The organism is Kitasatospora sp. NPDC057595 (genome assembly GCF_042800875.1).
Classification (GTDB): Bacteria; Actinomycetota; Actinomycetes; order Streptomycetales; family Streptomycetaceae; genus Kitasatospora.
This window is the reverse complement of the sequence record NZ_JBHVGL010000020.1, coordinates 153,269-179,858: the sequence shown is the minus strand read 5'-3', so window position 1 is coordinate 179,858 and position 26,590 is coordinate 153,269. Positions and strand designations below refer to the sequence as shown.

The following is a 26,590-nucleotide window of genomic DNA, read 5'->3' as shown; positions in this document are numbered from 1 at the left end:
GGAACGGACGCTTCCTTCGAGCCGCCTTCCAGCGGGCCCTCCGGGCGCTTCGTTCTTTCGTGTTTCCAGCTTATCAGACGTTTTCCGCTCCGTTTTCCGGAGTTTCATTCATCGGACTTCGCTTTCCGCTTGTCCCCGCTCTCTCGCGGCGACTCCGGAACTGTACGGGGACGGGGCCGCCACATGCAAATCGCCCCCGCCCGGTGGTGCGGGCGGGGGCGATCGGCGAGCTCACACGTGCTGCTCAGCGGACCTCGGTGATCTCCGGGCCGCGGGCGAACGGGTCCAGCGCGGTGTTGCCGAAGCGGTTCTCACCCTCGCCGGTGGCCGCGACGGCGCCGCCGCCGTCGGCGACCATCTGCGCGTCCTCGGGGAGCTTCAGCACGATCGGATCGCGGGGCGCCATCGGGGTCTCACCGCGGACGACGACCGTCTGCCGGAAGACCTGCTCCAGGACCCCACCCATCTCGGGCTGGACGGCGGCCTGGCCGGAGATCACGCCGCGGAGGAACCAGCGCGGGCCGTCGCAGCCGACGAAGCGCACCAGCTGCACGCCCTGCGTGCCGTCCGGCAGCTGCACCGGGACCTGCGCGCGGAGGTGCCAGCCGAGCGGGCCCTCCTCCTCCTCGACGATGCCGCCCTGCGCGGTGATGCCGCTGCCGATCTCCTCGCGGACCTCCCCCCAGATGCCCTCGGACTTGGGGGCCGCGAAGGCCTGCAGCTGGATGGCGCTGTTGCCGAGGACCAGGGTGGCGGCCACGATCGCGTCGCCGGCCACCTCCACCCGGAGTTCCATGCCCTCGACACCGGGGACCAGCAGGCCCCCGAGGTCGACGCGGCCCTCCTCCGGGTTCTCCAGCTCGGAGTGGTCCCACGGCCCGTCCGGACGCGGGGCCGGCGGCAGGCCGACCCGGTCCGCCGGGTCCAGCTCGGTCACGTTCTCGCTCTCGGCGGAACCTTCGACGTCATCGGCCGTCTCGTCGGCGCTGATGGCGTCGTCGGCGAGCTGCTCGACAGCGTCCTCGCTCTTCTGGCGACGACGGAACACGGTCACTGTCCTTCCCGGTCCAAGACCGATGCGAATACCTGCTCGGCTTCCTGCGAGGCCGCGGGCAGCCTAGACCGCGGCGTGGCCGCCGGTCGACCCGAACCCGCCCTCGGCGCGTGCCGACCCAGGCAGCTCGGCCACCTCGTGGAAGCGGGCCTTCTCGACCTGCTGGATCACCAGCTGGGCGATCCGGTCCCCTCGGCGGAAGCTGACGCCCTCGCGCGGGTCCAGATTGACGACGATCACCTTGATCTCTCCACGGTACCCGGCATCGACCGTCCCTGGGGCGTTCACCAGAGCAACGCCGCAACGAGCTGCCAGTCCCGAGCGGGGGTGGACGAACGCGGCGTAGCCGTCGGGCAACGCGATGGCGACGCCGGTGGGCAGCACGGCCCGCTCGCCGGGGGCCAGCTCGGCGTCGACGGTGGTCCGCAGGTCGGCGCCGGCGTCGCCGGGCTGCGCGTACGCGGGCAGCGGCAGCTCGGGGTCGATCCGCCGGATCAGGACGTCCAGGGGCTCGCGGGGGGTGGTGCTCAAGGGTTCACCTCAAAGGCTCGGGCGCGCTTCATCAGGTCGGGGTCGTCGAGGACCTTCTCGATGTCCTCGGGTCGACCGTGCTTGGTGAAGTGTTCCAGCTTCACCTGGACGAAGAGTGCCTGCGCGCGCACCGCGACCGGCCCGTCGGGGCCGCCGATCCGTGCCTCGGCGGCGCTGTAGATCTTCCGGCCGTGCACACCGGTGACCCAGGCGCGCAGGTGCAGGGTGGAGCCGACCGGTACCGGGGAGAGGAAGTCGGTCTCCAGCCGACCGGTGACGGCGGGGGCGTGCAGCAACCAGTTGAGCGTTCCCAGGGTCTCGTCCATGGCGGTGGTCAGCAGGCCGCCGTGGGCCAGGCCCGGGCCGCCCTGGTGCTCCGGGCGGACGGTGAACTCGGCGGTGACGTCGAGGCCCTCGCCGGCCACCGCCTCGATCCGCAGGCCGCCGGGGTGCTGCGGGCCGCAGCCGAAGCAGTGCTCGTAGTGGGAGCCGAGCCGGGTGCCGGGGGCGGGGGCCTCGGGGGCGCGCGGCGGGAGGACGGCCTCCGGCGGCGGCGTGGTGGGGGTCGTGGGGGCGGCGGGCGCGGTGGGGGCAGTCGAACCGGTCACGGCGCCCCACCCTACCGAGCGGTAGCCGGGCCCCGGACGGGGGTTGCGTCCGGGCGCCGCCGTCATGGCGCCCACAATGGAGGGCATGTACGACGAACGCCTCACCGTGCCGCGCTCCTGGTGGCTGTTCCCGGTCGTGATCGGCCTCACCCTCGCGCTGATCCTGCTGCGCCTCAGCGCGGTGGGCGCGCTGGTCGGGCTGGTGGTCGGCATCGCCGCCGGCGCCGCCGCGATCAGCAGTTACGGCTCGGCCCGGATCCGGGTGGTCCAGGGCTCGCTGGTGGCCGGCCCGGCCCGGATCCCGGTGGACGCCCTCGGCGCCGCTCAGGCGCTGGGCCCGGCGGACGCCGCCGCCTGGCGCGGGCCGAAGGCCGACCCGCGGGCCTTCATGCTGCTGCGCAGCTACGTGCCGACCGCGCTGCGGGTCGAGGTGAGCGACCCGGCGGACCCGACGCCGTACCTCTATCTCTCGACCCGCTCGCCGATGAAGCTGGCGGAGGCCCTGGACGAGGCCCGCCGCAACGCCCGCACCTGAGGCCCGGCCGGGCAACGGGCCCGGGCGGGGCAGGACGGGACGGAGCAGGAGACGACCGAACGGAAAGGGACGGTACCGCCTGGGCGGTACCGTCCCTTCGCGTTTCCTGGAAACGCTTTCCATCCGACCGTATGACTGGTGCGTCCGTCACGACGGACGCCGGAGCTGCCGTCCGGCCCCGCTGCCCGGGGCCGGAAGGGGCGTCGCACCGGTCTCGCGAACACCGCGAGGCCCGAGTCATGACCGCCCTGGATCTCAGGCGCCGCAGTCCCGGCAGATCGGGTTGCCGTTCTTCTCGCTGTACAGCTGGCTGCGGTGGTGGACCAGGAAGCAGCTCATGCAGGTGAACTCGTCGGCCTGCCGCGGCAGCACCCGGACGGAGAGCTCCTCGTTCGAGAGGTCTGCGCCGGGGAGCTCCATGCCCTCGGCCGCCTCGAACTCGTCGACGTCGACCGAGCTGCCGCCCTTGTCGTTCCTACGGGCCTTGAGCTCCTCGATGCTGTCCTCGTTGAGCTCGTCATCGGTCTTGCGTGGGGTGTCGTAGTCGGTAGCCATATTTCGCTCTCCCCCTCCGGGTTGTGCGGTGTGTGCGGTATCTCCAGCGCACGTAACGCATGGGGGGTCGGTCTTGTGCCCGACCCGAGGCGGAGATTTTGCCTTACTTCAAGCCCCGTTACTCAATCGACACTCAGCCAGGGGTCCGTTGGGGTGATCCACTCGGGCGTTCGGGGCTTCACGCAGGGCCATCGTCGCGGGGTGCGAGTGACCACATGCTGGACACGCTCCGTAAGCGAAGCTCCTCGGCGCGCCCGCCAATTCCCTTGCCCACCTGGGCGGGAGGCGAACCCTCCGACTCGCCTCCGATCGCCGTTCCGCTCACGGACGGCGATCGGAGGGGCCGATGGCATGATCACTCTCCGGCGTCGCCCGATCCCGTGGAGCGACACGGTGTGAGCTTGCTCACGTTCGCCGCCACCCCGGGCAAACCGTGGAAAATCCGCCCAAGCTCCTATGCCTGCTGCCGGGCCGCGCGGCGGGCCAGCAGCGCCGCCTGCCGCTCGTCGAACTTGGCCGCCTGGGCCTCCAGCCCGTCGAGGAAGAGGCCCAGCTCCTGCTGGGCCCGCACGCCGTCCGGGCCGAGGCCGTCCAGCTCCATGATCTTGAGGTGGCGCAGCACCGGCTGCAGCACGTCGTCGTGGTGGATACGCAGGTTGTAGACGCCGCCGAGGGCGATCTGGGCGGCGGCCCGCTCGAAGCCGGGGATGCCGTGGCCGGGCATCCGGAAGTTGGTCACCACGTCGGTGACGGCGCGCATGGCCTGGTCCGGGGCGATCTCCAGGGCGGCCTTCAGCAGGTTCCGGTAGAAGACCATGTGCAGGTTCTCGTCATTGGCGATCTTCGCGAGGAGCTGGTCCGCCAGCGGGCAGCCGGCGGAGTGGCCGGTGTTGCGGTGCGCGATGCGGGTGGCGAGCTCCTGGAAGGCCACGTAGGCGACCGACTGCAGCATGCTGTGCGCGTTGTCGGACGAGAAGCCGTCCGACATGTGGGCCATCCGGGCCCGCTCCAGCTCGTTCGGGTCGACGGCCCGGGTGGTGAGCAGGTAGTCGCGAATGGCTATGCCGTGCCGGCCCTCCTCCGCGGTCCAGCGGTGGACCCACTCCCCCCAGGCGCCCTCGCGGCCGAACATGGTCGCGATCTCGTGGTGGTAGCTGGGGAGGTTGTCCTCGGTGAGCAGGTTGACCACGAGCGAGACCCGGCCGAGCGGGGTCACCTTGGACTGCCCGAGCTCCCAGGCCTCGCCGCCCAGCACGCCGTCGAAGTCGCGGCCCTGGCTCCACGGGACGTACTCGTGCGGCATCCAGTCCTTGGCGACCTTGAGGTGCCGGTCGAGCTCCTTCTCGACGACCTCTTCCAGGGCCAGGATCAGCCGCGTGTCGGTCCAGGCGCTCGAACCGAGCGAGGTGCTGCGCTGCGCGGGGGCGATGGTCACGGGGCTGGCTCCTGGGGGACGGGCACGCGCGGTACGGGCGCGTTGGACGGGTACGCCGGAGTCCGTTCGGACGGCACTTACGGTCGCGTAGGTTACGACACCGTAAGTTGCCCGGGCCGGAAATGACAAGCCGCCCCCGCCAGGCCTTATGTCGTCTTGACGGGCCTGGCGGGGGCGGCTGGAAACGGTCGGCGCACGGACTTCGCTCACCCGGACGGCGCAACGGCCCCGCCATGGCCCCGAGAAGGGCCGTGACGGGGCCGCGGAGGCCCGGGGAGCACCCGCCCGGAGGGGAGGGCGCCCGGTGTGTCGGGAGGCCGGTCACCCGGCCGGGATGCGCACCCGCATGGTGAGGCCGCCGCCGGCGCGCGGGGTGGCCTCGATGGTGCCGTTGTGGGCGCGGACCACCGAGCGGACGATCGAGAGGCCGAGGCCGACCCCCTTGTCGCTGCGGGTCCGGTCGGCGCCCTTGACCCGGCGGAACGGCTCGAAGATGTGCTCCAGCTCGTAGCCGGGCACCACCGGGCCGGTGTTGGAGACCACCAGCTCACCGCCGCCGGGCACCGGGGCGGTGGTGATCTCGACCCAGCCGTCCGGGGCGTTGTAGCGCACGGCGTTCTGCAGCAGGTTGAGCGCGATCCGCTCCAGCAGGACGCCGTTGCCGGAGACCGTCGCCGGGTGCAGCGAGGCGCGCAGGTCGACCTCGCGCCGGGCGGCCTCCGCCCGGGTCTGCTCCAGGGCCCGGGTGGCGACCTCGGAGAACTCCACCGGGCGGCGGTCGGTCAGCTCGTTGTCGCTGCGGGCGAGCAGCAGCAGGCCCTCGACCAGCTGCTCGCTGCGCTCGTTGGTGGCCAGCAGGGTCTTGCCGAGCTGCTGGAGGTCGGGCGAGGCCTGCGGATCGGAGAGCTGGACCTCCAGCAGGGTGCGGTTGATCGCCAGCGGGGTGCGCAGTTCGTGCGAGGCGTTGGCGACGAAGCGGCGCTGGGAGTCGAAGGAGCGGTCGAGGCGCTCCAGCATGTCGTCGAAGGTGTCGGCCAGCTCCTTGAGCTCGTCGTCCGGGCCGTCCAGCTCGATCCGCCGGTGCAGGTCGGAGGAGGCCACCTCGCGGGCGGTGCGGGTGATCCGGCCGAGCGGGCGCAGCACCCGGCCGGCCATCGCGTAGCCGGCCGCGAAGGCGATCACGGCGAGGCAGACCAGCATGGTGAGCGACTTGCGCAGCAGGGTGTTGAGCGCGCTGTCCGACTTCAGGGTGTGCATGTTGGCGAGGTACTGGTTGAACTGGTCGGTGCTCATCCAGGCGCCGTTCACCCGGGCGCCCGAGGGCCCGAAGTCGAAGGGCGGCGGCTGGACGTCCCGCAGGGCCTGCTTGACGAACACGTACATCAGCAGCAGCAGCACCACGCCGGCCATCAGGAACATCCCGCCGTAGAGCAGGGTGAGCCGGATCCGGATGGTGGGGCGGAACGGCAGCCAGGCGAGCATGCCGTCGCCGGGCACGTAGGTGTCGTGCGAGGAGTGCAGCCGGGGGGCCCGCGGCGGGTGGGCGGGCTTGGGCGGTACGGGCCGATTGGGCACGGCGCGCCCGCCGGTGGGCGCGCCGGAGGGCCCGCCGGCGGAGGGCGGGGTGGTCATGATGGTCCTCTCGGGGCGTCCGCCGGGGCGGGCGCGTGGGTGGGGGCCGGTTCCTGGCGGGACCGCGGGTTCCGTTCGGAGCCGCGGGGTCCGGTCAGATCCGGTAGCCGGAACCCGGGACGGTGACGATCACCGGCGGGTCGCCGAGCTTGCGGCGCAGCGTCATCACGGTGACGCGCACGACGTTGGTGAACGGGTCGGTGTGCTCGTCCCAGGCCTTCTCCAGCAGCTGCTCGGCGGAGACGACGGCGCCGCCGGCCCGCATCAGCACCTCCAGGACGGCGAACTCCTTGGGGGCGAGCTGGACGGGTCGGCCGTCGCGGATCACCTCGCGGCGGCCGGGGTCGAGCGAGATGCCGGCCCGTTCCAGGACGGGGGGCAGCGGGACGGTCGCGCGGCGGCCCAGGGCGCGGACCCGGGCGACGAGTTCACTGAAGGCGAACGGCTTCGGAAGGTAGTCGTCCGCTCCGATCTCCAGGCCCTCGACCCGGTCGCTGATGTCGCCGGAGGCGGTCAGCATGATCACCCGGGTGGCCAGGCCCTGGTCGACCACACTGCGGCAGACGTCGTCACCGTGGACCAGCGGCAGGTCGCGGTCGAGCACGACCACGTCGTAGTCGTTGACCGCGATGCGCTGGAGCGCGGCCTCCCCGTCGTAGACCACGTCGACGGCCATCGCCTCGCGGCGCAGACCGGTGGCCACTGCCTCGGCGAGCAGCTGCTCGTCCTCGACGACGAGAACCCGCACGGTGGTTGTCCCTTCTTCAGGCCGGCCCGGGAAGCGGACGCACGGCTCCGACGCTGCCTCCATCCTGCCTGGTCCGGCGGTAAGGCAGCGATAAGCTGCCCCGGAGGCACGGCCGCCCGCGGGCGGCGCCGGGCGCGCGCGGGCGTGGTTCGCGGCGGAAGCAGTCCGGTTGGACTGTGACGCAGGCAACTTTCTTCCGTCCGGAGGTTTCCCGGCCCCCGGGGCGGGGAGGACATCCGCACACCCGCGATCCGGTTTCTGAGCCGATCGCACCCACCCGCCGTGCGTTCATCCGCGCCGGCCCTGGGGCAGGGGAGTCACCGGGAGCGGCCGAGGGCCGTCTCCGCGTCCGTCCGGAGAGGTACGCCACCCGGACCGGACGCTTCCGCTGGCCGCCGTCACCCCGGGGCGGGGGGCGCACGACCGTGCACGTCCGACACAGTAAGGGGGCCCGTATGGACGCCTTCACCGCCGGAATCCTGCAGCGCATCGCCAATGCCGAGCAGGACCTGCACCGCGCGATCGAGGCCGGGGACGAGTTCCTCGCCGAGGTGGAACAGTCCGAGCTGGACGATCTGCGCCGTCTCGCCGCCGAGCACGGCGTGGACACGGTGCTGGAGCGCCACCGCACCGCCGCCTGATCCCCAGTCCGACCCGTCGCCGGATCTCCGGCACCAGCGGCCCTGTGGGGGCCGTGCGAAACCCAGGCCCTGGCATCCCCTGTATGTCAGGGCTCTTCGTCGCCCGGAGAGTCGTCCAGTCATCCGCAAGGGGCCCGTTCCCCGACCGCCGGTGCGGTCGGGAAACGGGCCCCTCGGTGTGTCCGGTCCGCGTGCGGGCTCAGTCCGCCCAGGCGTTCAGCGCGGCCAGCCGCTCCTGGAGCGGCTCGTAGACGCCGGGGGCGGCGGCCACGGTCAGCTCGCCGTCCGCGCCCCGCCCGGGGCGGCCGCCGACCAGGGCGCCGGCCTCGGCCGCGATCAGGCAGCCGGCCGCCCGGTCCCACGGGGCCAGCCCGCGCTCGTAGTAGCCGTCCAGCCGGCCGGCGGCGACGTCGCAGAGGTCCACGGCGGCGGCGCCGGCCCGGCGGATGTCGCGCACCTCGGACATCAGCCCGAGCACCACCTCGGCCTGCCGGACCCGCACCTCGCGGACGTAGGCGAAGCCGGTGCCGATCAGCGCCTGGCCCCACGGCGGGGCCGGGCGGACGGCGATCGCGCGGCCGTCGCGCCGGGCGCCGCGGCCGAGCACGGCCTGGAACAGCTCGCCGCGCGCCGGGGCGTACACGACCCCGACCACCGCGCGCCCGTCCAGCTCGGCGGCCACGCTGACCGCCCAGGACGGAAGTCCGTACAGGTAGTTGACGGTTCCGTCGAGCGGGTCGACGACCCAGCGCACACCACTGGTGCCGGGCCGCTCGGCGCCCTCCTCGCCCAGGTAGCCGTCCTCGGGCCGGCGGGCGGTGATCAGTTCCAGGACGAGCTTCTCGGAGGCCAGGTCCATCTCGGTGACCACGTCGACCGGGCTGCTCTTGGTGCCCGCGACACCGAGGTCGGCGGGCCGGCCCTCCAGCAGCAGGGTGCCGGCCCGGCGGGCGGCGTCCAGGGCGACGTCGAGCAGTTCGTCGAGCAGGGCGGGATCGGGCACGGCGGGGCTGGACACGGGGATCTCCTCCGGGGGCGGAACGGGTCAGCGCTCGGCGGCGGCCGGGCGGGGGGCGCGCGGGTTGGGGCAGCAGGCCACGGCGCAGACGTCGTGGCTGGGGCCGAGCGAACCGAGGGCGCAGCGGCTCACCGGCTCGCCGCGCTCGGCGGCGGCCCGCTCCAGGACGAGTTCGCGGACGGCGGCGGTGAACCGGGGGTCGGCGCCGACGGTCGCGGCCCGGGCGACCGGCAGGCCGAGCTCGGCGGCCTTGGCCGCCGCCTCGGTGTCCAGGTCGTACTTGACCTCCATGTGGTCGGAGACGAAGCCGATCGGGACCATCACCACGGCCGGGGCGCCGTCGGCCCGCTGGGTCTCCAGGTGGTCGCAGATGTCCGGCTCCAGCCAGGGGATGTGCGGGGCGCCGCTGCGGCTCTGGTACACCAGCTCCCACGGGCGGTCGGCGACGCCGGTGCGCTCGGCGACGGCCGCGGCGACCAGCCGGGCGACCTCCAGGTGCTGGGCGACGTAGGCGCCGCCGGGGCGGCCGCGGGCCGGGTCGTCGGGGGCGCCGGAGGTCTCGGCCATGGTGTCCGGGATCGAGTGGGTGGTGAACGCCAGCCGGGCGCCGGCCCGGACCTCCTCGGGCAGCCGGCCCAGGGCGGCCAGGGTGGCGTCGATCATCGGCTCGACGAAGCCGGGGTGGTTGTAGAAGTGGCGCAGCATGTCGACCCGCGGCTCCGGCAGGCCCTCGGCGGCCAGCGCGGCCAGCGCGTCGGCGAGGTTCTCCCGGTACTGGCGGCAGCCGGAGTAGCCGGCGTAGGCGCTGGTGGCCAGCACGGCGATCCGGCGGTGGCCGTCGGTGACCATCCCGCGCAGGGTGTCGACCAGGTACGGCGCCCAGTTCCGGTTGCCCCAGTACACCGGCAGGTCGAGGCCGTGCCCGGCGAAGTCCTCGCGCAGCGCGGCCAGCAGTTCGCGGTTCTGCCCGTTGATCGGGCTGACGCCGCCGAACAGGAAGTAGTGCTTGCCGACCTCCTGGAGCCGTTCCCTGGGGATGCCGCGCCCGTGGGTGACGTTCTCCAGGAAGGGGACGACGTCCTCGGGGGCCTCGGGCCCGCCGAAGGAGAGCAGCAGCAGGGCGTCGTACGGGGCGGCGCCGGTGCGGGAGGTGTTGCGCGCGTCGGACATGGCTCCGATCCTGCCACTGTGGACAGGGGGGCCGGGCCCGGGCCGGCTCCGGGTGCCCGGAAAAATACCGTTTGCCAAGGTTCGTAGGCTGTCTTTGCCAGCAACGTTCCTTACCCCCTGCGGAGCCTCCCCCGTGCTGTCCAGCTACCGCCAGATCTTCGCCTCCCCCGGCAGTCTGGCCTTCTCCTCCACCGGGTTCATATCCCGGCTGCCGATCTCCATGACGGGCATCGGCATCGTCACGATGCTCTCCGAGCTGCGCGGCTCCTTCGGGGTCGCCGGTCTGGTCTCGGCGACGATGGCGGTGTCCGCGGCGATCCTCGGCCCGCAGGTGTCCCGGCTGGTGGACCGGCACGGGCAGCGCCGGATCGTCCTGCCGGCCACCGCGATCACCGTCGTGGCCGCGATCGGCCTGCTGCTGTCCGCCCGGTTCGAGGCGCCGGTCTGGACGCTCTTCGTGTTCGCCGCCGGGATGGGCGTGATGCCGAGCACCGGGGCGATGGTGCGGGCCCGCTGGGCGCACCTGTACCGGGAGGAGGCGCCGAAGCTGCACACCGCCTACTCCTTCGAGGCGGTGGTCGACGAGATCTGCTTCATCGTCGGCCCGATCCTCTCGGTGACGCTGGCCACCGCGGTCTTCCCCGAGGCCGGCGTGCTGCTCGCCGGCGTGTTCCTGGCCGTGGGCGTGGCCCTGTTCGCCGCCCAGCGCTCCACCGAGCCGCCGGTCCATCCGGCCGCCCGCCACGCCGGCAGTCCGGTGATCCTCAACCGGGGCCTCCAGGTGCTGATCCTGACCTTCGTCTCCACCGGCGCGATCTTCGGCTCCGTCGAGGTGGTCACCGTCGCGTTCACCAAGGCGCAGGGCCACGGCGCCACCTCCGGTCCGATCCTGGCGCTCTGGGCGCTCGGCTCCTGTGTGGCCGGCGTGGTCTTCGGCGCCCTCAAGCCGAGGGGGTCGATGCCGGTGCGCTTCCTCGTCGGCGTGGTGTTCATGGCCGTCAGCATGGTCCCGCTGCTGCTGCTCGCCGAGACGGTGAACGGCGTCGGCGGCCTGGTGGCGGTCGGTGGCGCGCTGCTGATCGCCGGCATCGCCATCTCCCCCACCCTGATCACCGCGATGGCCGTGGTCGAGCGGCTGGTGCCGGCCGCCCAGCTGACCGAGGGCATGACCTGGACGACCACCGGGCTGGCGCTGGGTGTCGCGGTCGGCTCCTCGGCCGGCGGCTGGGTGGTCGACGCGTCCGGCGCGGCGGCCGGCTACTGGGTGCCGGTGGCCGCCGGGATCTTCGGCGTGCTGGCGGCGCTCGTCGGGCTCGCACGGCTGCGGGCCGGGCTGGCCGCCGGGGAGACCGTCGCGCGGAGTGCCCCGTCCTCGGCCGAAACCGTGGACCTCGAACGGTGACCTGACCTACTCTCCTCCCTACCCGTGGCCTACCCGCGGGTAGGGACCGAGGTGAGCCGACGCCGTTCGGCCACGGAGCAGGAGGCGCCGCAATGCCCCAGGCCAGTACCGCGACCCGCACCCGCTGGACCAACTGGGCGGGCAACCAGAGCGCCGCGCCCGGCCGGGTGGTCACCCCCGGCACCGCGGAGGAGCTGGCCAAGGAGATCCTGCGCGCCGGCGACCAGGGCCGGACCGTGAAGGCGGTCGGCTCGGGCCACTCCTTCACGGCGATCGCCTCCGCCGGGGACGGCGTGCTCGTCCGCCCGCACGCGCTGACCGCCGTGCGCGGGATCGACCGGGAGAACGGCACGGTCACCGTCGAGGCCGGACTGCCGCTGCACCGGCTCAACCGGCTGCTGGACGCGGCGGGCCTGTCGCTCACCAACATGGGTGACATCGAGGTGCAGACCGTGGCCGGCGCCACCAGCACCGGCACCCACGGCACCGGCCGGGACTCCGGCTCGCTCGCCGCCCAGATCCGCGGCCTGGAGATCGTGCTCGCCGACGGCAGCATCCGGCACTGCTCCCCCACCGAGGACCCGCGGCTCTTCGAGGCCGCCCGGCTCGGCCTCGGCGCGCTGGGCGTGATCACCGCGCTCACCCTCGGCGTCGAGCCGGCCTTCCTGCTCACCGCGCACGAGCAGCCGATGCGCTTCGACGAGGTGCTGGAGCGGCTGGACGACCTCACCGCGGTCAACGAGCACTTCGAGTTCTACTGGTTCCCGCACACCGACCGCTGCTCCACCAAGCGGAACAACCGCAGCCAGGGCCCGGCCGCGCCGCTGCCCCGGTTCAAGGAGTGGCTGGAGGACGACTTCCTCTCCAACACCGTCTGGGAGGGCGCCTGCCGGGTGGGCCGCCGGTTCCCCGGTTCGGTGCCGGCCATCGCCTCGCTGGCCAGCCGCGCCTGGTCGGACCGCAGCTACACCGACACCGCGTACAAGGTGTTCACCAGCCCGCGCAAGGTGCGCTTCGTCGAGATGGAGTACGCGGTGCCGCGCGCGGCGGCCGGTGAGGTGCTGCGCGAGCTGCGGGCGATGGTCGAGCGCTCCGGCTGGCGGATCAGCTTCCCGGTCGAAGTGCGGTTCGCCCCGGCCGACGAGGTCTGGCTCTCCACCGCGCACGGCCGGGACACCGTCTACATCGCCGTCCACCTCTACCGGGGCACCGCCGAGCAGGGGTACTTCACGGCGGTCGAGCGGCTGATGACCGAGCACCGGGGCCGCCCGCACTGGGGCAAGCTGCACACCCGGGACGCCGAGTACCTCGCCGGGGTGTACCCGCGCTTCGCGGAGTTCACCGCGCTGCGCGACGAGCTGGACCCGGACCGCCGCTTCGGCAATGACCACCTGCGCCGGGTGCTCGGCGCCTAGCCTTCCGCCCCGCCGGGAGCGGCCGGGGCGGCCGGAGCGGCGGGGGCGGCGGGCGGTTCGACGGCGGTGGTCGGGGCCGGGGGCTTCGGGGTGGCGCCGCCGGACGGCTTCGCGGAGGCGGCCCCGTCCCCGGCCGGCGCGGAGGGCGCGGTGGACGCGGGGGGCGTGGACGGGGCGGACGGCTCGCCGCCGGGGCGCGCGGAGGGCTTCGCGGACGGCTCCGTTCCCGCCCCCGACCCTGAACTGGAACCGGCCGACGGGGAGGCGGACGGCTCGCCGCCCTCCGCACCCGGGCGGGGGTCGGGGCTCGGCCGCCCGGAGGCGCCGCCGTCCCGGCCGGCCGACGGCGAGGGCACCGAGGCGGGCCCGGAGGACGGCGCGTCACCCGGTGGGACGGTCGGTTTCCGGTCGACCCGGCCACCGATCGAGGTACCGGTGCCCGACCCGCCCTTGACGGTCGCCGACACCGGCTGCCCGGTCGCCACCTCGAAGGCGAGGATCGGCACCATCGCGAGGGTGAAGACCAGCGCCGAGACCGCCGCGTACGACTTCCAGGTCCATCGCCGACGCGCCCGGACCACCTGCGGCGTGTTCCACTCCGCGGAGGGCGGCGGCTCCACGCCCGGAACCGGCTCCGGCGCCTGCCGCAGTCCGTTCGCCAACTGCCCCGGCCCGGCGGTCCGGTCCACGGCGCCGCGCAGCTGTTCACCGGTGCGTTTGAAGACGTGCTGGAACACCGCACTGCCGGTGGTGGCGCCGATGCTCACCACCGCCGCGCCGAGAATGGTTCCGTAGACCCCGAGTTCGGACGCGAGCACCGCCCCCACCACGGTGGCCAGTGCGCTGGCGGCGACCTGAGCCACACTCAGATCAATTCGCCTGCGACCTTCCTCGGCTCCGTCCGGGGCGGGCTTCACCTGCGGCATCAACATCCCTCAAGTCAGTACGACTGTCCTTCGAACAAGTCACTCCATCTTGCACAAAGAAGGACACAAGGGTCGAAAATGCGGTTCTGCGCGGGAGATATATGTGAAGATGATCACCGTTCACCGGCCGATCCTCGGCCATTGGGGTCGCGTGCTCTTGAGATTCCCGTGAATCGCGGGAGACTTGAGCGGCGAGCCGCCCCTTTGGATGCCACGAATGGAGTACTGTTCGTAAAGCCTGAGGCCCGGGTCGACTTGTCGACTGCCCATCAACCGGCAGCTCGACGAAGAGCTACGGCACAGGCACGCACGGCGACGCCCGTCCCGGACCGTCGCGACACTCCGCGTGCGAGGACGGCCGGGACACCCAGGCGCGACGCCGACGGATGGCGTGGCAAAAAGGCAACCGTGCCACAGCGACGTGGACGGGCGTGAGCCCGACACGCCGGGGAACTCAGCAAGGTTGTGGCCAGTCGCGAGTGGGCAGGCCACACTCAGTACGGGAGCAGCGACGCAGGTGACGTCGGCAGGCACCACCCGGGAGGTAACCGTGCCCGAACTGCGGGTTGTGGCCGTCAGCAACGACGGCACACGGCTGGTGCTCAAGGCTGCCGACAGCACGGAGTACACCCTTCCCATCGATGAGCGGCTGCGCGCCGCCATCCGTGGTGACCGGCCGCGCCTCGGCCAGATCGAGATCGAGGTCGAGAGCCACCTCCGCCCCCGGGACATCCAGGCGCGGATACGAGCCGGTGCCTCCGCCGAGGAGGTCGCGCAGGCGGCCGGCATCTCCGTCGACCGGGTCCGCCGCTTCGAGGGTCCGGTGCTGGCCGAGCGCGCCTTCATGGCCGAGCGGGCCCGCAAGACCGCGATCCGCCGGCACGGCGAGGCCCCCGGCCCGCAGCTGGGCGAGGCGGTGGCCGAGCGGCTGGCGCTGCGCGGCGCGGAGAAGGAGACCGAGCGCTGGGACTCCTGGCGGCGCGACGACGGCACCTGGGAGGTCATCCTCTCCTACCGGGCCGACGGCGAGGGCCGCAGCGCGTCCTGGACGTACGACCCGCCCCGGCGGCTGGTCCAGCCGAACGACGACGAGGCCCGGGCGCTGATCGGTGAATCGGTCGAGCGCGAGGAGGAGTCGGTCTTCCCGTTCATCCCGCGGATCGCCCGGCTCCCCCAGGACCGGCCGCCGCGCCCGATGATCGACCGGCCGTCGGCGGACCGCATCATGTCGGCCCGTGAGGTCCGGGAGTCCCGCGAGGCGACGGCCGAGTCCCGCGACTCGCTGACCAGCCTGCTGGACGTGGTGCCCGCCTTCCGCGGCGACCTCGCGGTCGGCGCGCCGCCGCCGATCGAGCCGGTGCCCGCCGAGGTGGCCGAGGAGGCGGAGGAGCCGGCGGCCGCCGCCCCGGCGGTCGGCGCGGGCTCGGCGTACGCGGACATCCTGATGCCGCGCGCGGTCGCTCCGCACCGGGACCGGCTGGTCGGCACCACCGACCGGCAGGCCGAGGCGGACGGCGTCCGGCCCGGGCGCCGGGCCACCGTGCCGAGCTGGGACGAGATCGTCTTCGGCAGCCGGCGCAAGAAGCAGGAGTAGTCGCACGAACGGAGGGGCGGACGGCCGTGGCCGTCCGCCCCTCCGGTGTGTCCGGGATCAGCCCGGCTGGTCGGTGACGGCGACCGGGCGGCTCCCGTCGCTCGACCACTCGCTCCAGGACCCCGGGTAGAGGGTGGCCGGCAGGCCGGCGACCGCGAGGGCCAGGATCTGGTGGGCGGCCGTCACCCCGGAACCGCAGTAGACGGCGGTCTCCCGCTCGCCCGCGCCCAGCGCCCGGAAGCGGACGGCGAGTTCGGCGGCGGGCCGGAAGCGGCCGTCCGGGCCGACGTTCTCGGTGGTCGGCGCGGAGAGCGCGCCCGGGATGTGACCGGCCCGCGGATCGATCGGCTCGGTCTCGCCCCGGTAGCGCTCCCCCGCCCGGGCGTCCAGCAGCAGCGCCTCCCGGGCCCAGACCGCGGCGCCGTCCGCGTCGGTCACCGGCAGCTGCCCCGGCACCGGCTTGAAGTCGCCGTCCCCGGCGGGCGGCACCTCGGTGACGACCGGCAGTCCGGCCTCCCGCCAGGCCGCGAAGCCGCCGTCCAGCACCCGGACGTCCGGGTGGCCGGCCCAGCGCAGCAGCCACCAGGCGCGGGCGGCGGCCATCGCGGTGGCACCGTCGTAGACCACCACCGGGCGGTCGGCCGAGACGCCGGAACGGCGCAGCGCGGCGCCGAACTCCTCCGGGTCGGGCAGCGGGTGGCGGCCGCCGCGCCCGGGCGGGCCGGCCGGGGCCGCGAGGTCGGTGTCGAGGGCCACGAAGTGCGCGCCGGGCAGGTGGCCGGCGGTGTAGTCCTCGATGCCGGGCGGGCCGCCGAGCTGCCAGCGCACGTCGAGCAGGACCGGCGGGCGGGCGGAGGCGAGCGCCTCCCGCAGCCCGGTCACCGACACCAGCGGGGAGTCATCGTGAGTGGTGGTCATGGCGGACATTCTGGCGCAGGGCGACCGCACCGGTGCTCTTTGTGCGGTCTTTGCCGGACTTTCCGCGCGGCCCGAGGGTTCGACGCGCGCCACGGTGGAAGCATCACCCTCACTGCGCCGTTTCGTGCGCCGTCCGCCCCCTGAGGAGACCTGTCATGTCCGCGCTGACACTCCGGCTGGCCCAGGGCACCCCGTGCTGGGTCAGCCTGATGACCGACGATCTGCCCGGAGCCCGGGCGTTCTACGGCGAACTGCTCGGATGGACGTTCACCCCGGGGCCGGCGCAGCTCGGCACGTACGTACGGGCCCGGCTCGGCGAGGAGCCGGTGGCCGGGCTCGGGGTGTCCTCGGTGACCGGCTTCCCGGTGCAGTGGACCACCTACTTCGCCGTGGACAGCGCGGACCGCTCGGCCCAGCTGGTGCGGGAGTGCGGAGGGACGGTCGCGGTCGGGCCGCTGCAGGCGGAACGGGCCGGGCGGCTGGCCATCGCGGCGGACGTCTCGGGGGCGGTCTTCGGACTCTGGCAGGGCGAGGAGCACCTCGGCCGGGAGGCCGGCCCAGAGCCGGGCGGGCCGGCCTGGGCCGAGCTGCTCACCCCGGACCCGGACGGCGCGGCGGTCTTCTACCGCGCGGTGCTCGGGGTGCCGGTCGCGGAGGCCGACGGCGGGTCGGCGCTGCTGGTCGGCGGCCGGGCGGTGGCCGGGATCCGGCGGGACGCCGAGCTGCGCGGCCACCCGCCGCGCTGGCGCACCCACTTCGCGGTCGCCGACGTTGAGCTGACGGCGCGTCGGGCGGTGGAGCTGGGCGGCCGGGTACTGGTGGAGCCGCAGCCGACGCCGCGGGGCCGCGCGGCCCGGCTGGCCGACCCGCGCGGCGGGCACTTCTCGGTGCTGGAGACGAGCTAGCGACCCTCCGCCTCAGACCTGCTGGTCCTCGAAGGGGAGGACGTCCGGGGAGAGCACGGCGGCGCGGGCGGTGGCGGCGGTGAGCCGGCGGCGGTGGTGGCGGCGGCAGAGCACCTCGTAGCCGACCTCGTCCTGGCGCACCGAGATGTCGCCGATCACCACCTGCGCGCCCTCGACCACCATCACCCCGCCGACGGTACGGGCGTTGTGGGTGGCCCGGGCGCCGCACCAGCAGAGCGCCTCCACCTGGAGCACCTCGACCCGGTCGGCGAGTTCGATCAGCCGCTGCGAGCCCGGGAAGAGCCGGGTGCGGAAGTCGGTGGTGATGCCGAAGGTGTAGACGTCGATGTCGAGTTCGTCGACGACCCGGGCGAGCTGGTCGATCTGGCCGGGGGTGAAGAACTGGGCCTCGTCGCAGATCAGGTAGTCGACCCGGCCGCCGGCCGAGAGCCGGTGCACCACATGGGCGTGGAAGTCGAAGTCGTCGCCCACCTCGACCGCGTCGGCGCGCAGGCCGAGGCGGCTGGAGATGGTGGCCGCGCCGGCCCGGTCGTCGCGGGTGAGGATGATCCCCTGCCGGCCGCGGGCGGCGTGGTTGTGGTCCATCTGGAGCGCGAGCGTCGACTTGCCGCAGTCCATCGTGCCGGAGAAGAACACCAGTTCAGCCATGGGTGGTGCAAAGGCCTTTCACATCAAGGGAGTTCAGTGGCGAAATTCGAGCAGCGGCACATACTGCTCGACCGGGGTCATCGAACCGTGCAGGCCGATCATCGCGGACTCGCCGGGCTCGTTGCGGGAGGCGGTGATCGCGATGTCGTCGCGGGCGGCGGCGACCACGTCGCCGATCCGGTGGTAGACCCGGTCGTCCACGGCGGGGCCGAACCAGCCGGCCTCGATCGCCTGGTCGCGGGTGGCCACCCACATCCGGTCGCCGAGCACCTCGCTCCAGACCGTGTGCACGTCGGCGGCGGCGCCGGGGACGGCGTAGACGTGGCGGGCCCGGCCCTCGCCGCCGAGCAGGGCGACGCCGGCCCCGAGCTCCCAGTCCTCGTCGAAGTCGATCCGGTCCTCGGGGGCGATGTCGATCATGCCGTGGTCGGCGGTGACGTACATCACCGAGCGCGGGGGCAGCTGCTCGGCCAGCCGGCGGGCCAGCCGGTCGACCGCGTCCAGGGTCATCCGCCACTCGTCGGAGTCCACACCGAAGCGGTGGCCCGCGCCGTCCAGTTCGCTGACGTAGGTGTAGACGAGCGCGCGGTCGTGCTCGGCCAGCCAGGCGGCGGCGCGGTCCATCCGCTCCTCGCCGGTGGTGCGGCCGAGGAAGGTGCCGCCGGAGAGCGCCACCCGGGTGAGCGGGGTCTGGGCGAACAGCGGGGAGGAGACCTGGGCGGTGGCCACCCCGGCGGCGTCGACCCGCTCGAAGACCGTCGGGTACGGCTGCCAGCTGCCCGGGTCGGTGTGCGGCTGCCAGCGGAGCTGGTTCATCAGGTGACCGGCGCCGGGCACCGCCACCGTGTAGCCGGCCAGGCCGTGCAGGCCGGGCGGGGTGCCGGTGCCGACCGAGGCCAGCGAGGTGGCGGTGGTGGACGGGAAGCCCGCGGTCAACGGCCGGCCGGTGCCGCCGAGCGAGCCGGCCGTCAACGAGGAGAGGAACGGCGCGTACTCGGGGTGGCGCAGCAGCAGTTCCCAGCCGAGGCCGTCGACGAGGAAGACCACCGCGCGGTCGGCGGGCGCCAGCGGCAGCGCCGCCTCGAAGCCGGGTACGCCGAGGCCGGCCGCCACCGAGGGCAGCAGGTCGCAGAGCGAGCCGGTGCCGTAGGGGGGCGCGGGGGCGGTGGCGGGGTCGAGGAGCTCGAAGGCGTCGTGGCCGTCGGGGGCGAAGGGCATGGTGGCGGAGGTGGCTTCCTGGCTGGCCGGTACGGTCCGGGCGGGTGGGGGCGGCGTCCGGACGGCGCGGGTCGGTACGTGGCGGCGGGGTGTGACGGCGGTACCGGACCGCGGCACCGTACTACGGAGCCGGACGACGGGGCTGGACGGCGGCGCGGATCAGACCCGGGGGCCGTTGGTGATGGTCGCCTCGGACAGGGCGCGGGCGAAGACCAGGGCCTGGGCGACCGTCTCCGGGCCGTCGCCGGCCTCGCTGACCCGCAGCGACAGGTCGTCGGCGGTGGCCGAGCCGGTGTAGCCGTGGTCCGCCTCGCAGTTGGGGTCGGAGCAGCCGGCCGGTTCGAGGTCGAGGCGCTGGACGGCGCCCCAGCCGATGGTCAGCACCACCTCGCGGGGCAGCGTGCCCGGGGTGTAGGTCTCCGGGTTGGCGACCATCCGGCTCACCACCACGGAGTTGATCCGGTCCAGCCGGACGCTCTCGGTGGAGGTGGTGGCCAGCGGGACGGCGGGGCTGCCGGCGTCACCGGTCTGCTCGTCGGTGTGGCTCACCACGAAGCGGGTCGGGGTCAGCACCAGCACGGTGACGTGCCGGCGGACCTCGTTGGCGTCGAAGGTCGTCTCCTGGTGCACCAGGTAGGAGGTGATCGGCTCGGGACCCACCGCGGACTCCACCGCCTCGGACACCAGGGCCGGGTAGTAGCCGCTGCGCTCGATCGCGGAACGCAGGTCCTGCGTGGTGGTGGTACCGGTCTTCGCCATAACTCCATCCTGGCATGGTCCGCCGACGAAGCGGGCGGCGCGGCGCCGAGCTTCGGACAACGGCGCCCGCGGTCCGGACGCAACCAAGGAAGGTTACAGCGTGCTCATGGCGCGCGGGCCCAGATCGCTGCGGACCGGCAGGGGTGCGATCCGTACGCGCGCCCCCAGGATCGCCAGTCCGTGCGGGGCGACGACCACCGGTTCGAGATCCACCGAGGCGACCTCCGGGAGGTCGTCGACCAGCCGGGACACCCGCAGCAGGACCTCCTCCAGGGCGTCGGTGTCGACCGCCTCGGCGCCGCGCCAGCCGAACAGCAGCGGCGCCGCCCGGACCTCGCGGACCAGCGAGGCGACGTCCTGGTCGGTGGCCGGAACCAGCCGGTGGGCGACGTCGCCGAGCAGTTCGGCGGGGGCGCCGGCGAGGCCGAAGGAGAGGATCGCGCCGACCGCCGGGTCGACGGTGGCGCCGATCACCGTGTCCACCCCGCGCGGGGCGAGCCGCTGGACCACCAGTTCGGCCCCGGCGGCGCCGCCGAGCAGGGCGTCCAGCTCCTGGTGGGCGCGGCGCAGGCCGGGCTCGCCGGTCAGGTCGAGCCGGACGCTGCCGAGGTCGGGGCGGTGGCGCAGGTGCGGGGCGGTTGCCTTGAGCGCGACGGGGTAGCCGAGGGCGGCGGCGGCGCGCACCGCGCTCTCCTCGTCGGGGGCGGGCAGGGTCGGCGAGACGTCGACGCCGTAGCGGGCGAGCAGGGCGGCGGCGTCGGCGTCGGGCAGGGTGATCCGGGCGCCGCCGGGCTGGGTGCGGGCGGCCACCGCCGCGCGGGTGGAGAGCGCGGCCTCCACCAGGGCGCGGGCGCCGGCCTCGTCGATCCGGTCGAGTTCGGGGACCCGGGCGGTCTCCTCGGCGGCGGCCATCCGGTGGCGCCAGTCGGCGTAGTGGACGGCGTGGGCGAGGGCGCGCACGGCCCGTTCGGGCGCCGGGTAGGCGGGTATGCCGCCGGGACGCAGCCGGCCGGGCAGGTCGGTGAGCGCCAGGTGGGCGAGGAGCAGCGGCTTGCCGGCGGCGCGGGCGCGCTCGCCGGCGTCCAGCAGGGCGGCGGCGATCTCCGGGTCGTCGGAGCCGAGCTCGGGGTCGTCGGGGCCGGTGAGCCGGCCGCCCATGAAGTCGTGGGCGGAGGTGCCGATCGGCGGGATGGCGACGGCGATCACCGCGTCCACCCCGGGGTCGCCGAGCGCGGTGTCCAGGGCGATCCGGAAGTTCTCGCCGGTGGCGGCGGTGGTGAGGTCGACGGGGGTGCGCGGGCGCAGGCCGGCGGAGAGGCAGGCGTCGTGGGTGAGCAGGCCGAGGGAGTCGGAGTTGCCGATCACGGCGACCCGGTCGCCGGGCGGCAGCGGCTGCAGGGCGAGCAGTTCGCCGGTGTCGTACAGCTCGGTGATGGTCTCCACCCGGGTGACGCCGGCCTGCTGGAAGAGGGCGTCGACGGTGGCGTCCTTGAGGCCGGTGGCGGTGGCCGGGACGGCGTGGCCGGGCGGCAGGCTGCCGGTGTGGCGGGCGCCCTTGACCACGACGACCGGCTTGGCCTGGGCGAGCCGGCGGGCGATCCGGGTGAACTTGCGGGGGTTGCCGAAGGACTCCAGGTAGAGCAGGACGACGTCGGTGGCCGGGTCCTCGGCCCAGTACTGGAGGAAGTCGTTGCCGGAGACGTCGGCGCGGTTGCCGACCGAGGCGAAGGAGGAGATGCCGAGGCCGCGCCGGTGGGCGGCCTCCAGCAGGGCGACGCCGATCGCGCCGGACTGGCAGAAGACGCCGAAGCCGCCGCGGGCGGGCAGCACCGGGGCGAGCGAGGCGTTGAGCGGCCGCTCGGGGTCGGTGGAGATCAGGCCGAAGGCGTTGGGGCCGATCACCCGCATGCCGGCCGCGCGGGCCTGGCGGACCAGGGCGCGCTGGCGGTCACGGCCCTCGGGGCCGGTCTCGGCGTAGCCGGCGGAGACCACCACCAGGCCCTGGACGCCGTGCGCGCCGCACTCGGCGACCGCTTCGGGGACGGCGGAGGCGGGCACGGCGATCACCGCGAGGTCGACCGGGCCGGGGACGTCCAGGATCGAGCGGTGCACCGGGAGGCCGTCCAGCTCGGTGCCGGGCGGGGCGTTGCGGTTGACCGCGTGCACCGGGCGCTCGTCGTCGGCGAAGCCGGTGAGCAGGTCGCGCAGCAGGGCCCGGCCGACGGTCTGCGGGCGGCGGGAGGCGCCGATCACCGCCACCGAGCGCGGGGTGAGCAGCCGCTGGACGGAGCGGGCCTCGGCGCGGTGCTCGCGGGCCCGCATGACGGCGAGCGAGGCGGCGGTGGGTTCGAGGTCGAACTCCAGGTGGACGACGCCGTCGGCGAAGCTGCGGCGCTGGACGTAGCCGGCGTCGGTGAAGACCTTCACCATCTTGCGGTTCTCCGGCAGCACCTCGGCCTGGAAGCGGCGGATGCCGCGCTCCTGGGCGACGGCGGCGATGTGCTCCAGCAGCGCGGAGGCGACGCCGCGGCCCTGGTGGGCGTCCTGGACCAGGAAGGCGACCTCGGCGTCGGTGCCGGTCTCGGAGGGGCGCCCGTCGTGGTCGATCCGGTCGTAGCGGACGGTGGCGATGAAGCGGTCGCGGACGACGACGGCGAGGCCGACCCGGTTGACGAAGTCGTGGTGGGTGAAGCGGCGGACGTCCTTGTCGGAGAGCCGCGGGTAGGGCGCGAAGAAGCGGAAGTACTTGGACTGGTCGGAGACCTGTTCGTAGAACTCGACCAGCCGGCCGGCGTCGGCGGGGGTGATCGGCCGGATCCGGGCCGTGCCGCCGTCACGCAGCAGGATGTCGGCCTCCCAGTGCTGGGGGTACTCCGGCTCGGATCGCGCTACCGCAGAGTCGTCCACGACCGTCAGGTTATCCGGCGGCGAGCCGAATGGCGCCGGGCGTGCGTTCCCGGCAGGGTGGACGCAGCGTGGACAGGGCCGCTGAACGGGGATTATGCGCCGTTTATGGCCCTGAAAGAAACAATCACAACTCCCGAACGCAGCGGTTCGCGGGCGGGGGCTGCGTGCAACACTGGTCTAGACAACACGTCCGTTTCCCCCATCACGGCCGTGACCAGCTTTACCGAAAGGCACGTCTCATGGCTGAGCGCCGCGTCACCATCGGTTGGGCCGAGGGCCTGCACGCCCGTCCCGCCTCCGTCTTCGTCAAGGCCGTCGCGGCCACCGGCGTGCCGATCACCATCACCAAGCCGGGCGGCAACCCGGTCAACGCCGGCTCGATGCTCGGCCTGCTGGCGCTCGGCGCGCAGGGCGGCGACGAGGTCGTGCTGGCCTCCGACGCCGAGGGCGCGGACCAGGCCCTGGACCGCCTGGCCAAGCTGGTCTCGGAGGGCCTCGACGAGCTGCCCGCCGCGGCCTGAGACCGCACCGCACACGTCCGGAGCCCGGGCCCCGTTGGTCGGGGGGCCCGGGCTCCGGCGTGTCCGCGGCGGATCAGCCGGCCGCGATGGCCCGCAGGATGTCCAGCCGGGCCGCCCGGCGGGCCGGCCGCAGCCCGGCCACCGCACCCGCCACCAGTCCGGCGACCAGCACCACGGTGAGCTGCAGCGGCGGGACGGCGAAGCTGCCCGTCCCCTCGGTGTCGGCCGCCCGCACCAGCGCCCAGCCGAGGAACGCCCCCAGGCCCAGGCCGCCGATCGTGCCGAACATCGCCACCAGCACCGACTCCCAGCGCACCATCGCCCGCAGCTGGCCGCGGGTCTGGCCGACCGCGCGCAGCAGGCCCAGCTCCCTGGTCCGCTCGTGCACCGCCAGGGTCAGCGTGTTGGCGATGCCCAGCAGCGCGATCAGCACCGCGAGCGCCAGCAGCGCGTAGACCACCGACAGCATGATGTCGACCACCGAGGCGGCGCTCTTCGCGTACTCCGACCTGGTCTGCACGTCCGGGGCGCCGAACGGCTCCACCGCCTTCTTCACCGCCGCCTTGCCGGCCGACAGCGACACCCCGTCCTTCAGCGCGACCGCCACCAGCGAGTCGGTGTCCTGGCCCCGGTGCGGGGCCCAGGCCTCCCGGGTGACCAGGTAGTCACCGGTCAGCTCGCCGGCGCCCTGGTAGAGCGCCTTCACGGTGAACGCCGACTCGACGCCGTCGCTGAACCGCACCGGCACCGAACTGCCCACCTGCCAGCCCTGCTTCTCGGCCTCGCTGCGGGACACCGCCATGCCGTCGGTGCCCAGCTGCAGCGAGCCGTCCACCCGGCCGAGGTCGACGATGCCGGCCAGCCGGGTCGGATCGGTGACGTCCAGGGTCCGGCCGTGGCCGTCCACCCGGGCCACGCCGCGGCCCAGGCCCACGCTCTGGCTCACCTCCGGCAGCGCGCCGACCGCGTCCGCCAGCTTGGGACTCAGCCCGCCGCCGCGGAAACCGCCGGTGGAGACCGCGAGGTCCCCGGCGAAGGTCTTGCTCACCGTGTCGTCCATGGTCGCCTTGATCGACGCGCCGAAGACGGTGAACAGCGAGACCACGGTGACCCCGACCATCAGCGCGCTGGCCGTCGCCGCCGTGCGCTTCGGGTTGCGGGCCGCGTTGCGCTCCGCCAGCACGCCGGGCATGCCGCGCAGCCTCGGCAGCGGGGCGCCCAGCAGCCGCACCACGTAGGTCGCGAACACCGGGCCGAGCACCACCACGCCGAGCAGCGTGGTCACCGCCCCGCCCGCGGTCAGCCCGACCGACGGGCCGTTGGTCGCGCCGACGACCGTACCCGCCACCCCGGCCGCCACCAGCAGCGCGCCGACGATCCAGCGGATCCGGCCCGCCCGGCCGGCCGCCGCGCCGTCCACCGCCACCGCCCGCATCGCGGCCAGCGGCGCCGTCCGGCCGGCCCGCACGGCCGGCGCGACGGCCGAGGCGACCGCCGTGACCGTGCCCACCAGCAGCGGCAGCGCCACCGAGAGCGCGCTGATCACCAGGCCGCCGGTCGGCAGGTTGAAGCCGATCACCTTGAACAGCGACTTCAGCCCCGCCGCCACGCCGATCCCGCCGAGCAGACCGGCCACCGAGGCGGCCACGCCGACCACCACGGCCTCCGCGAGGGTCGCCGCCAGCACCTGGCCGCGCGCCGCGCCCAGGGCCCGGAGCAGCGCGTTCTCCCTGGTCCGCTGGGCCACCACGATGGCGAAGGTGTTGTGGATGGTGAAGGTCGCCACCAGCAGGGCGATGCCCGCGAACACCAGCAGCAGGGTGGTGAACATGGTCAGGAAGCGGCTGGACACCTGCTTGGTGGCCTCTTCGCTGATCTTCGTCCCGGTCACCGCCTCCAGACCGGACGGCAGCTTCGCCGACAGCGCCGTCACCAGCTGCTGCTGGGAGACCCCGCTCTCGGCCCGGAACTGGATCGAGGTGGCCTGGCCCTGCCCCTTCGGGGTCAGGTAGCGCTCGGCGTCCTCCAGGGTCAGCCCGGTCCAGGTGTTCTGGCCCATGCCGTCGGCCTTGGCGCCGAAGGTCGCGATGCCGACGATGGTGACCGTCACCGGGTCGGGGGCGCGCAGGATGGTCGTGTCGCCCAGCTTCAGCTCCCCGGCCTTGGCCGCACCCCGGTTGATCACCGCCTCCCCCGGCCGCTGCGGGGCCCGGCCCTCGGCCAGCCGGTACGGGTTGAGTCCGCTGTCCGTCTGCCAGTAGCCGGCCAGGGTGGGCGGACCCTGACCGCCCACCGCCTTGCCGTTCTTGCCGATCAGCTGGCCGGAGCCCTGGATCGCCGGCTCGGCCGCCGCCACCCCGGGCACCTGGCGCAGCTGGTCGGCCAGCGCCAGGTCCACCGGGGCCCGGACGCCGCCGAAGGTGTTCTCGGTGTCCATCACGTCGGCGCTGCGCACCACCGCGTCGGTGCCGCGGTTGGCGTCGGTGAAGAGGGTGTCGAAACTGCCGCGCAGGGTGTCGCCGAGCACCAGCGTGCCGGACAGGAAGGCCACCCCGAGCAGGATCGCGGTGAAGGTCCCGGCCAGCCGCCGCTTGTGCGCGGACAGCGAGCGCAGGCTGATCCGCAGGGTGGCGGTGGCGCTGCTGCTCATGAACCGACGCCTCCCCGTGCGGCCGCGGGAGCGTGGTCGAAGGCCTTCATCCGGTCCAGCACCCCGGCCGGGGTGGGTCGCTCCATGCGGTCCACCAGCCGGCCGTCGGCGAGGAAGAGCACCTCGTCCGCGTAGCCGGCGGCGGTCGGGTCGTGGGTGACCATGACCACCGTCTGGCCCATCTCGTCCACCGCGCGGCGCATCAGCTCCAGCACCTCGGCGCCGGTGCGGGAGTCCAGGTTGCCGGTCGGCTCGTCCGCGAAGACCACCTCGGGGCGGCCGGCCAGCGCCCGGGCCAGCGCGACCCGCTGCTGCTGGCCGCCGGAGAGCTCGCTCGGCCGGTGGTCGAGCCGCTCGCGCAGCCCGACCGCGTCGATCAGGGTCTCCACCCACGCCTGGTCCACCTCGCCGCCGGCCAGGTCGACCGGCAGCGTGATGTTCTCCCGGGCGGTGAGCACCGGCACCAGGTTGAAGGACTGGAAGACGAAGCCGATCCGCTCGCGGCGCAGCAGGGTCAGCCGGCGGTCGTTGAGGTTCTCCAGCTCGGTGTCGCCGATCATCGCGGTGCCGGCGGTCAGCCGGTCCAGCCCCGCCGCGCAGTGCAGCAGGGTGGACTTGCCGGATCCGGACGGCCCCATGATCGCGGTGAGCCGGCCGGCCGGGAAGCCGACGGTCACGTGGTCCAGGGCGCGCACCTCGGTGCGGCCTATCCCGTAGACCTTGACCGCCTCGGTGACCCGGGCGGCCATCCGGTCGGTGTCGACCAGGTCGAGGACCGG

24 protein-coding genes are annotated in these 26,590 nt (G+C 74.0%); 7 read left to right on the top strand and 17 right to left on the bottom strand.

Annotated elements, in window-relative coordinates:
* Positions 1 to 244 precede the first annotated feature (244 nt).
* From ACFU9E_RS27275 to ACFU9E_RS27265, 3 genes are all read right to left on the bottom strand, one after another.
* Positions 245 to 1,048 carry a DUF3710 domain-containing protein gene (locus tag ACFU9E_RS27275; protein WP_380686936.1) on the bottom strand — a complete coding sequence of 268 codons (804 nt, stop codon included), beginning with the start codon at positions 1,046 to 1,048 and terminating at the stop codon, positions 245 to 247.
* Between the two features lie 69 nt (positions 1,049 to 1,117).
* A complete protein-coding gene (gene dut, locus ACFU9E_RS27270; protein ID WP_380686934.1) occupies positions 1,118 to 1,585 on the bottom strand; it encodes a dUTP diphosphatase in 468 nt (155 codons plus the stop codon).
* A complete protein-coding gene (locus ACFU9E_RS27265; RefSeq protein WP_380686932.1) occupies positions 1,582 to 2,193 on the bottom strand; it encodes a PaaI family thioesterase in 612 nt (203 codons plus the stop codon). The genes dut and ACFU9E_RS27265 overlap by 4 nt, the downstream gene beginning before the upstream one ends.
* A gap of 85 nt (positions 2,194 to 2,278) precedes the next feature.
* On the opposite strand from ACFU9E_RS27265, the gene ACFU9E_RS27260 reads away from it, so the two are divergent.
* Positions 2,279 to 2,728, top strand: coding sequence for a DUF3093 domain-containing protein (locus ACFU9E_RS27260; protein ID WP_380686930.1), 450 nt, complete (start codon positions 2,279 to 2,281; stop codon positions 2,726 to 2,728).
* 255 nt (positions 2,729 to 2,983) lie between these two features.
* Here the strand turns inward: ACFU9E_RS27260 and ACFU9E_RS27255 are convergent, their stop codons facing one another.
* From ACFU9E_RS27255 to ACFU9E_RS27240, 4 genes are all read right to left on the bottom strand, one after another.
* Complete coding sequence (locus ACFU9E_RS27255) at positions 2,984 to 3,283, bottom strand: DUF4193 domain-containing protein (protein ID WP_327681335.1); 300 nt, start codon at positions 3,281 to 3,283, stop codon at positions 2,984 to 2,986.
* Between the two features lie 454 nt (positions 3,284 to 3,737).
* Entirely contained in the window at positions 3,738 to 4,718 is a 981-nt protein-coding gene (locus ACFU9E_RS27250) for an acyl-ACP desaturase (protein WP_380686928.1), read from the bottom strand.
* 321 nt (positions 4,719 to 5,039) lie between these two features.
* Entirely contained in the window at positions 5,040 to 6,350 is a 1,311-nt protein-coding gene (locus tag ACFU9E_RS27245) for a sensor histidine kinase (protein WP_380686926.1), read from the bottom strand.
* Positions 6,351 to 6,444: 94 nt separating this feature from the next.
* Entirely contained in the window at positions 6,445 to 7,098 is a 654-nt protein-coding gene (locus ACFU9E_RS27240) for a response regulator transcription factor (protein WP_148642660.1), read from the bottom strand.
* Positions 7,099 to 7,553: 455 nt separating this feature from the next.
* Here ACFU9E_RS27240 and ACFU9E_RS27235 point away from each other — a divergent pair, with 455 nt between their 5' ends.
* Positions 7,554 to 7,739, top strand: a complete 186-nt coding sequence (locus ACFU9E_RS27235) for a hypothetical protein (RefSeq protein WP_030301315.1) — start codon at positions 7,554 to 7,556, stop codon at positions 7,737 to 7,739.
* Between the two features lie 199 nt (positions 7,740 to 7,938).
* Here ACFU9E_RS27235 and ACFU9E_RS27230 read toward each other — a convergent pair whose 3' ends face one another.
* The gene (locus tag ACFU9E_RS27230) at positions 7,939 to 8,742 is read right to left on the bottom strand and encodes an inositol monophosphatase family protein (RefSeq protein WP_380687153.1); all 804 of its coding nucleotides are present in this window, start codon (positions 8,740 to 8,742) and stop codon (positions 7,939 to 7,941) included.
* 42 nt (positions 8,743 to 8,784) lie between these two features.
* Positions 8,785 to 9,927 (bottom strand): ferrochelatase, encoded by a 1,143-nt coding sequence (locus tag ACFU9E_RS27225; protein WP_380687151.1) that lies wholly within the window; start codon positions 9,925 to 9,927, stop codon positions 8,785 to 8,787.
* Positions 9,928 to 10,060: 133 nt separating this feature from the next.
* Here ACFU9E_RS27225 and ACFU9E_RS27220 point away from each other — a divergent pair, with 133 nt between their 5' ends.
* On the top strand, positions 10,061 to 11,329 hold the full coding sequence (locus tag ACFU9E_RS27220; protein ID WP_380687149.1) for an MFS transporter: 1,269 nt from the start codon (positions 10,061 to 10,063) through the stop codon (positions 11,327 to 11,329).
* A 92-nt stretch (positions 11,330 to 11,421) separates the two neighbouring features.
* Positions 11,422 to 12,744 carry a D-arabinono-1,4-lactone oxidase gene (locus ACFU9E_RS27215; protein WP_380687147.1) on the top strand — a complete coding sequence of 441 codons (1,323 nt, stop codon included), beginning with the start codon at positions 11,422 to 11,424 and terminating at the stop codon, positions 12,742 to 12,744.
* On the opposite strand, the gene ACFU9E_RS27210 is transcribed toward ACFU9E_RS27215, so the two are convergent.
* Entirely contained in the window at positions 12,741 to 13,607 is an 867-nt protein-coding gene (locus tag ACFU9E_RS27210; protein WP_380687145.1) for a hypothetical protein, read from the bottom strand. The genes ACFU9E_RS27215 and ACFU9E_RS27210 overlap by 4 nt on opposite strands.
* Positions 13,608 to 14,187: 580 nt before the next feature.
* Here ACFU9E_RS27210 and sepH point away from each other — a divergent pair.
* Positions 14,188 to 15,264 (top strand): septation protein SepH, encoded by a 1,077-nt coding sequence (gene sepH, locus ACFU9E_RS27205; protein ID WP_380687143.1) that lies wholly within the window; start codon positions 14,188 to 14,190, stop codon positions 15,262 to 15,264.
* 57 nt (positions 15,265 to 15,321) lie between these two features.
* Here sepH and ACFU9E_RS27200 read toward each other — a convergent pair whose 3' ends face one another.
* Positions 15,322 to 16,182 (bottom strand): sulfurtransferase, encoded by an 861-nt coding sequence (locus ACFU9E_RS27200; protein WP_380686677.1) that lies wholly within the window; start codon positions 16,180 to 16,182, stop codon positions 15,322 to 15,324.
* A 155-nt stretch (positions 16,183 to 16,337) separates the two neighbouring features.
* On the opposite strand from ACFU9E_RS27200, the gene ACFU9E_RS27195 reads away from it, so the two are divergent.
* A complete protein-coding gene (locus tag ACFU9E_RS27195) occupies positions 16,338 to 17,087 on the top strand; it encodes a VOC family protein (protein WP_380686679.1) in 750 nt (249 codons plus the stop codon).
* Between the two features lie 12 nt (positions 17,088 to 17,099).
* Here the strand turns inward: ACFU9E_RS27195 and ACFU9E_RS27190 are convergent, their stop codons facing one another.
* The 4 genes from ACFU9E_RS27190 to ACFU9E_RS27175 form a co-directional block, all read right to left on the bottom strand.
* Positions 17,100 to 17,756, bottom strand: a complete 657-nt coding sequence (locus ACFU9E_RS27190; protein WP_380686681.1) for a thymidine kinase — start codon at positions 17,754 to 17,756, stop codon at positions 17,100 to 17,102.
* Between the two features lie 33 nt (positions 17,757 to 17,789).
* Complete coding sequence (locus ACFU9E_RS27185; protein WP_380686683.1) at positions 17,790 to 18,974, bottom strand: alkaline phosphatase family protein; 1,185 nt, start codon at positions 18,972 to 18,974, stop codon at positions 17,790 to 17,792.
* A gap of 159 nt (positions 18,975 to 19,133) precedes the next feature.
* Positions 19,134 to 19,733, bottom strand: a complete 600-nt coding sequence (locus tag ACFU9E_RS27180; RefSeq protein ID WP_355364902.1) for a DUF5998 family protein — start codon at positions 19,731 to 19,733, stop codon at positions 19,134 to 19,136.
* Positions 19,734 to 19,826: 93 nt separating this feature from the next.
* On the bottom strand, positions 19,827 to 22,640 hold the full coding sequence (locus ACFU9E_RS27175) for a GNAT family N-acetyltransferase (protein WP_380686685.1): 2,814 nt from the start codon (positions 22,638 to 22,640) through the stop codon (positions 19,827 to 19,829).
* 239 nt (positions 22,641 to 22,879) lie between these two features.
* Here ACFU9E_RS27175 and ACFU9E_RS27170 point away from each other — a divergent pair, with 239 nt between their 5' ends.
* Positions 22,880 to 23,161 (top strand): HPr family phosphocarrier protein, encoded by a 282-nt coding sequence (locus tag ACFU9E_RS27170; RefSeq protein ID WP_355364908.1) that lies wholly within the window; start codon positions 22,880 to 22,882, stop codon positions 23,159 to 23,161.
* A 73-nt stretch (positions 23,162 to 23,234) separates the two neighbouring features.
* On the opposite strand, the gene ACFU9E_RS27165 is transcribed toward ACFU9E_RS27170, so the two are convergent.
* Positions 23,235 to 25,811 carry an ABC transporter permease gene (locus ACFU9E_RS27165; RefSeq protein ID WP_380715418.1) on the bottom strand — a complete coding sequence of 859 codons (2,577 nt, stop codon included), beginning with the start codon at positions 25,809 to 25,811 and terminating at the stop codon, positions 23,235 to 23,237.
* Positions 25,808 to 26,560, bottom strand: coding sequence for an ABC transporter ATP-binding protein (locus ACFU9E_RS27160; RefSeq protein WP_355365251.1), 753 nt, complete (start codon positions 26,558 to 26,560; stop codon positions 25,808 to 25,810). Before ACFU9E_RS27160 ends, ACFU9E_RS27165 begins: the two co-directional genes overlap by 4 nt.
* Positions 26,561 to 26,590: the final 30 nt, after the last annotated feature.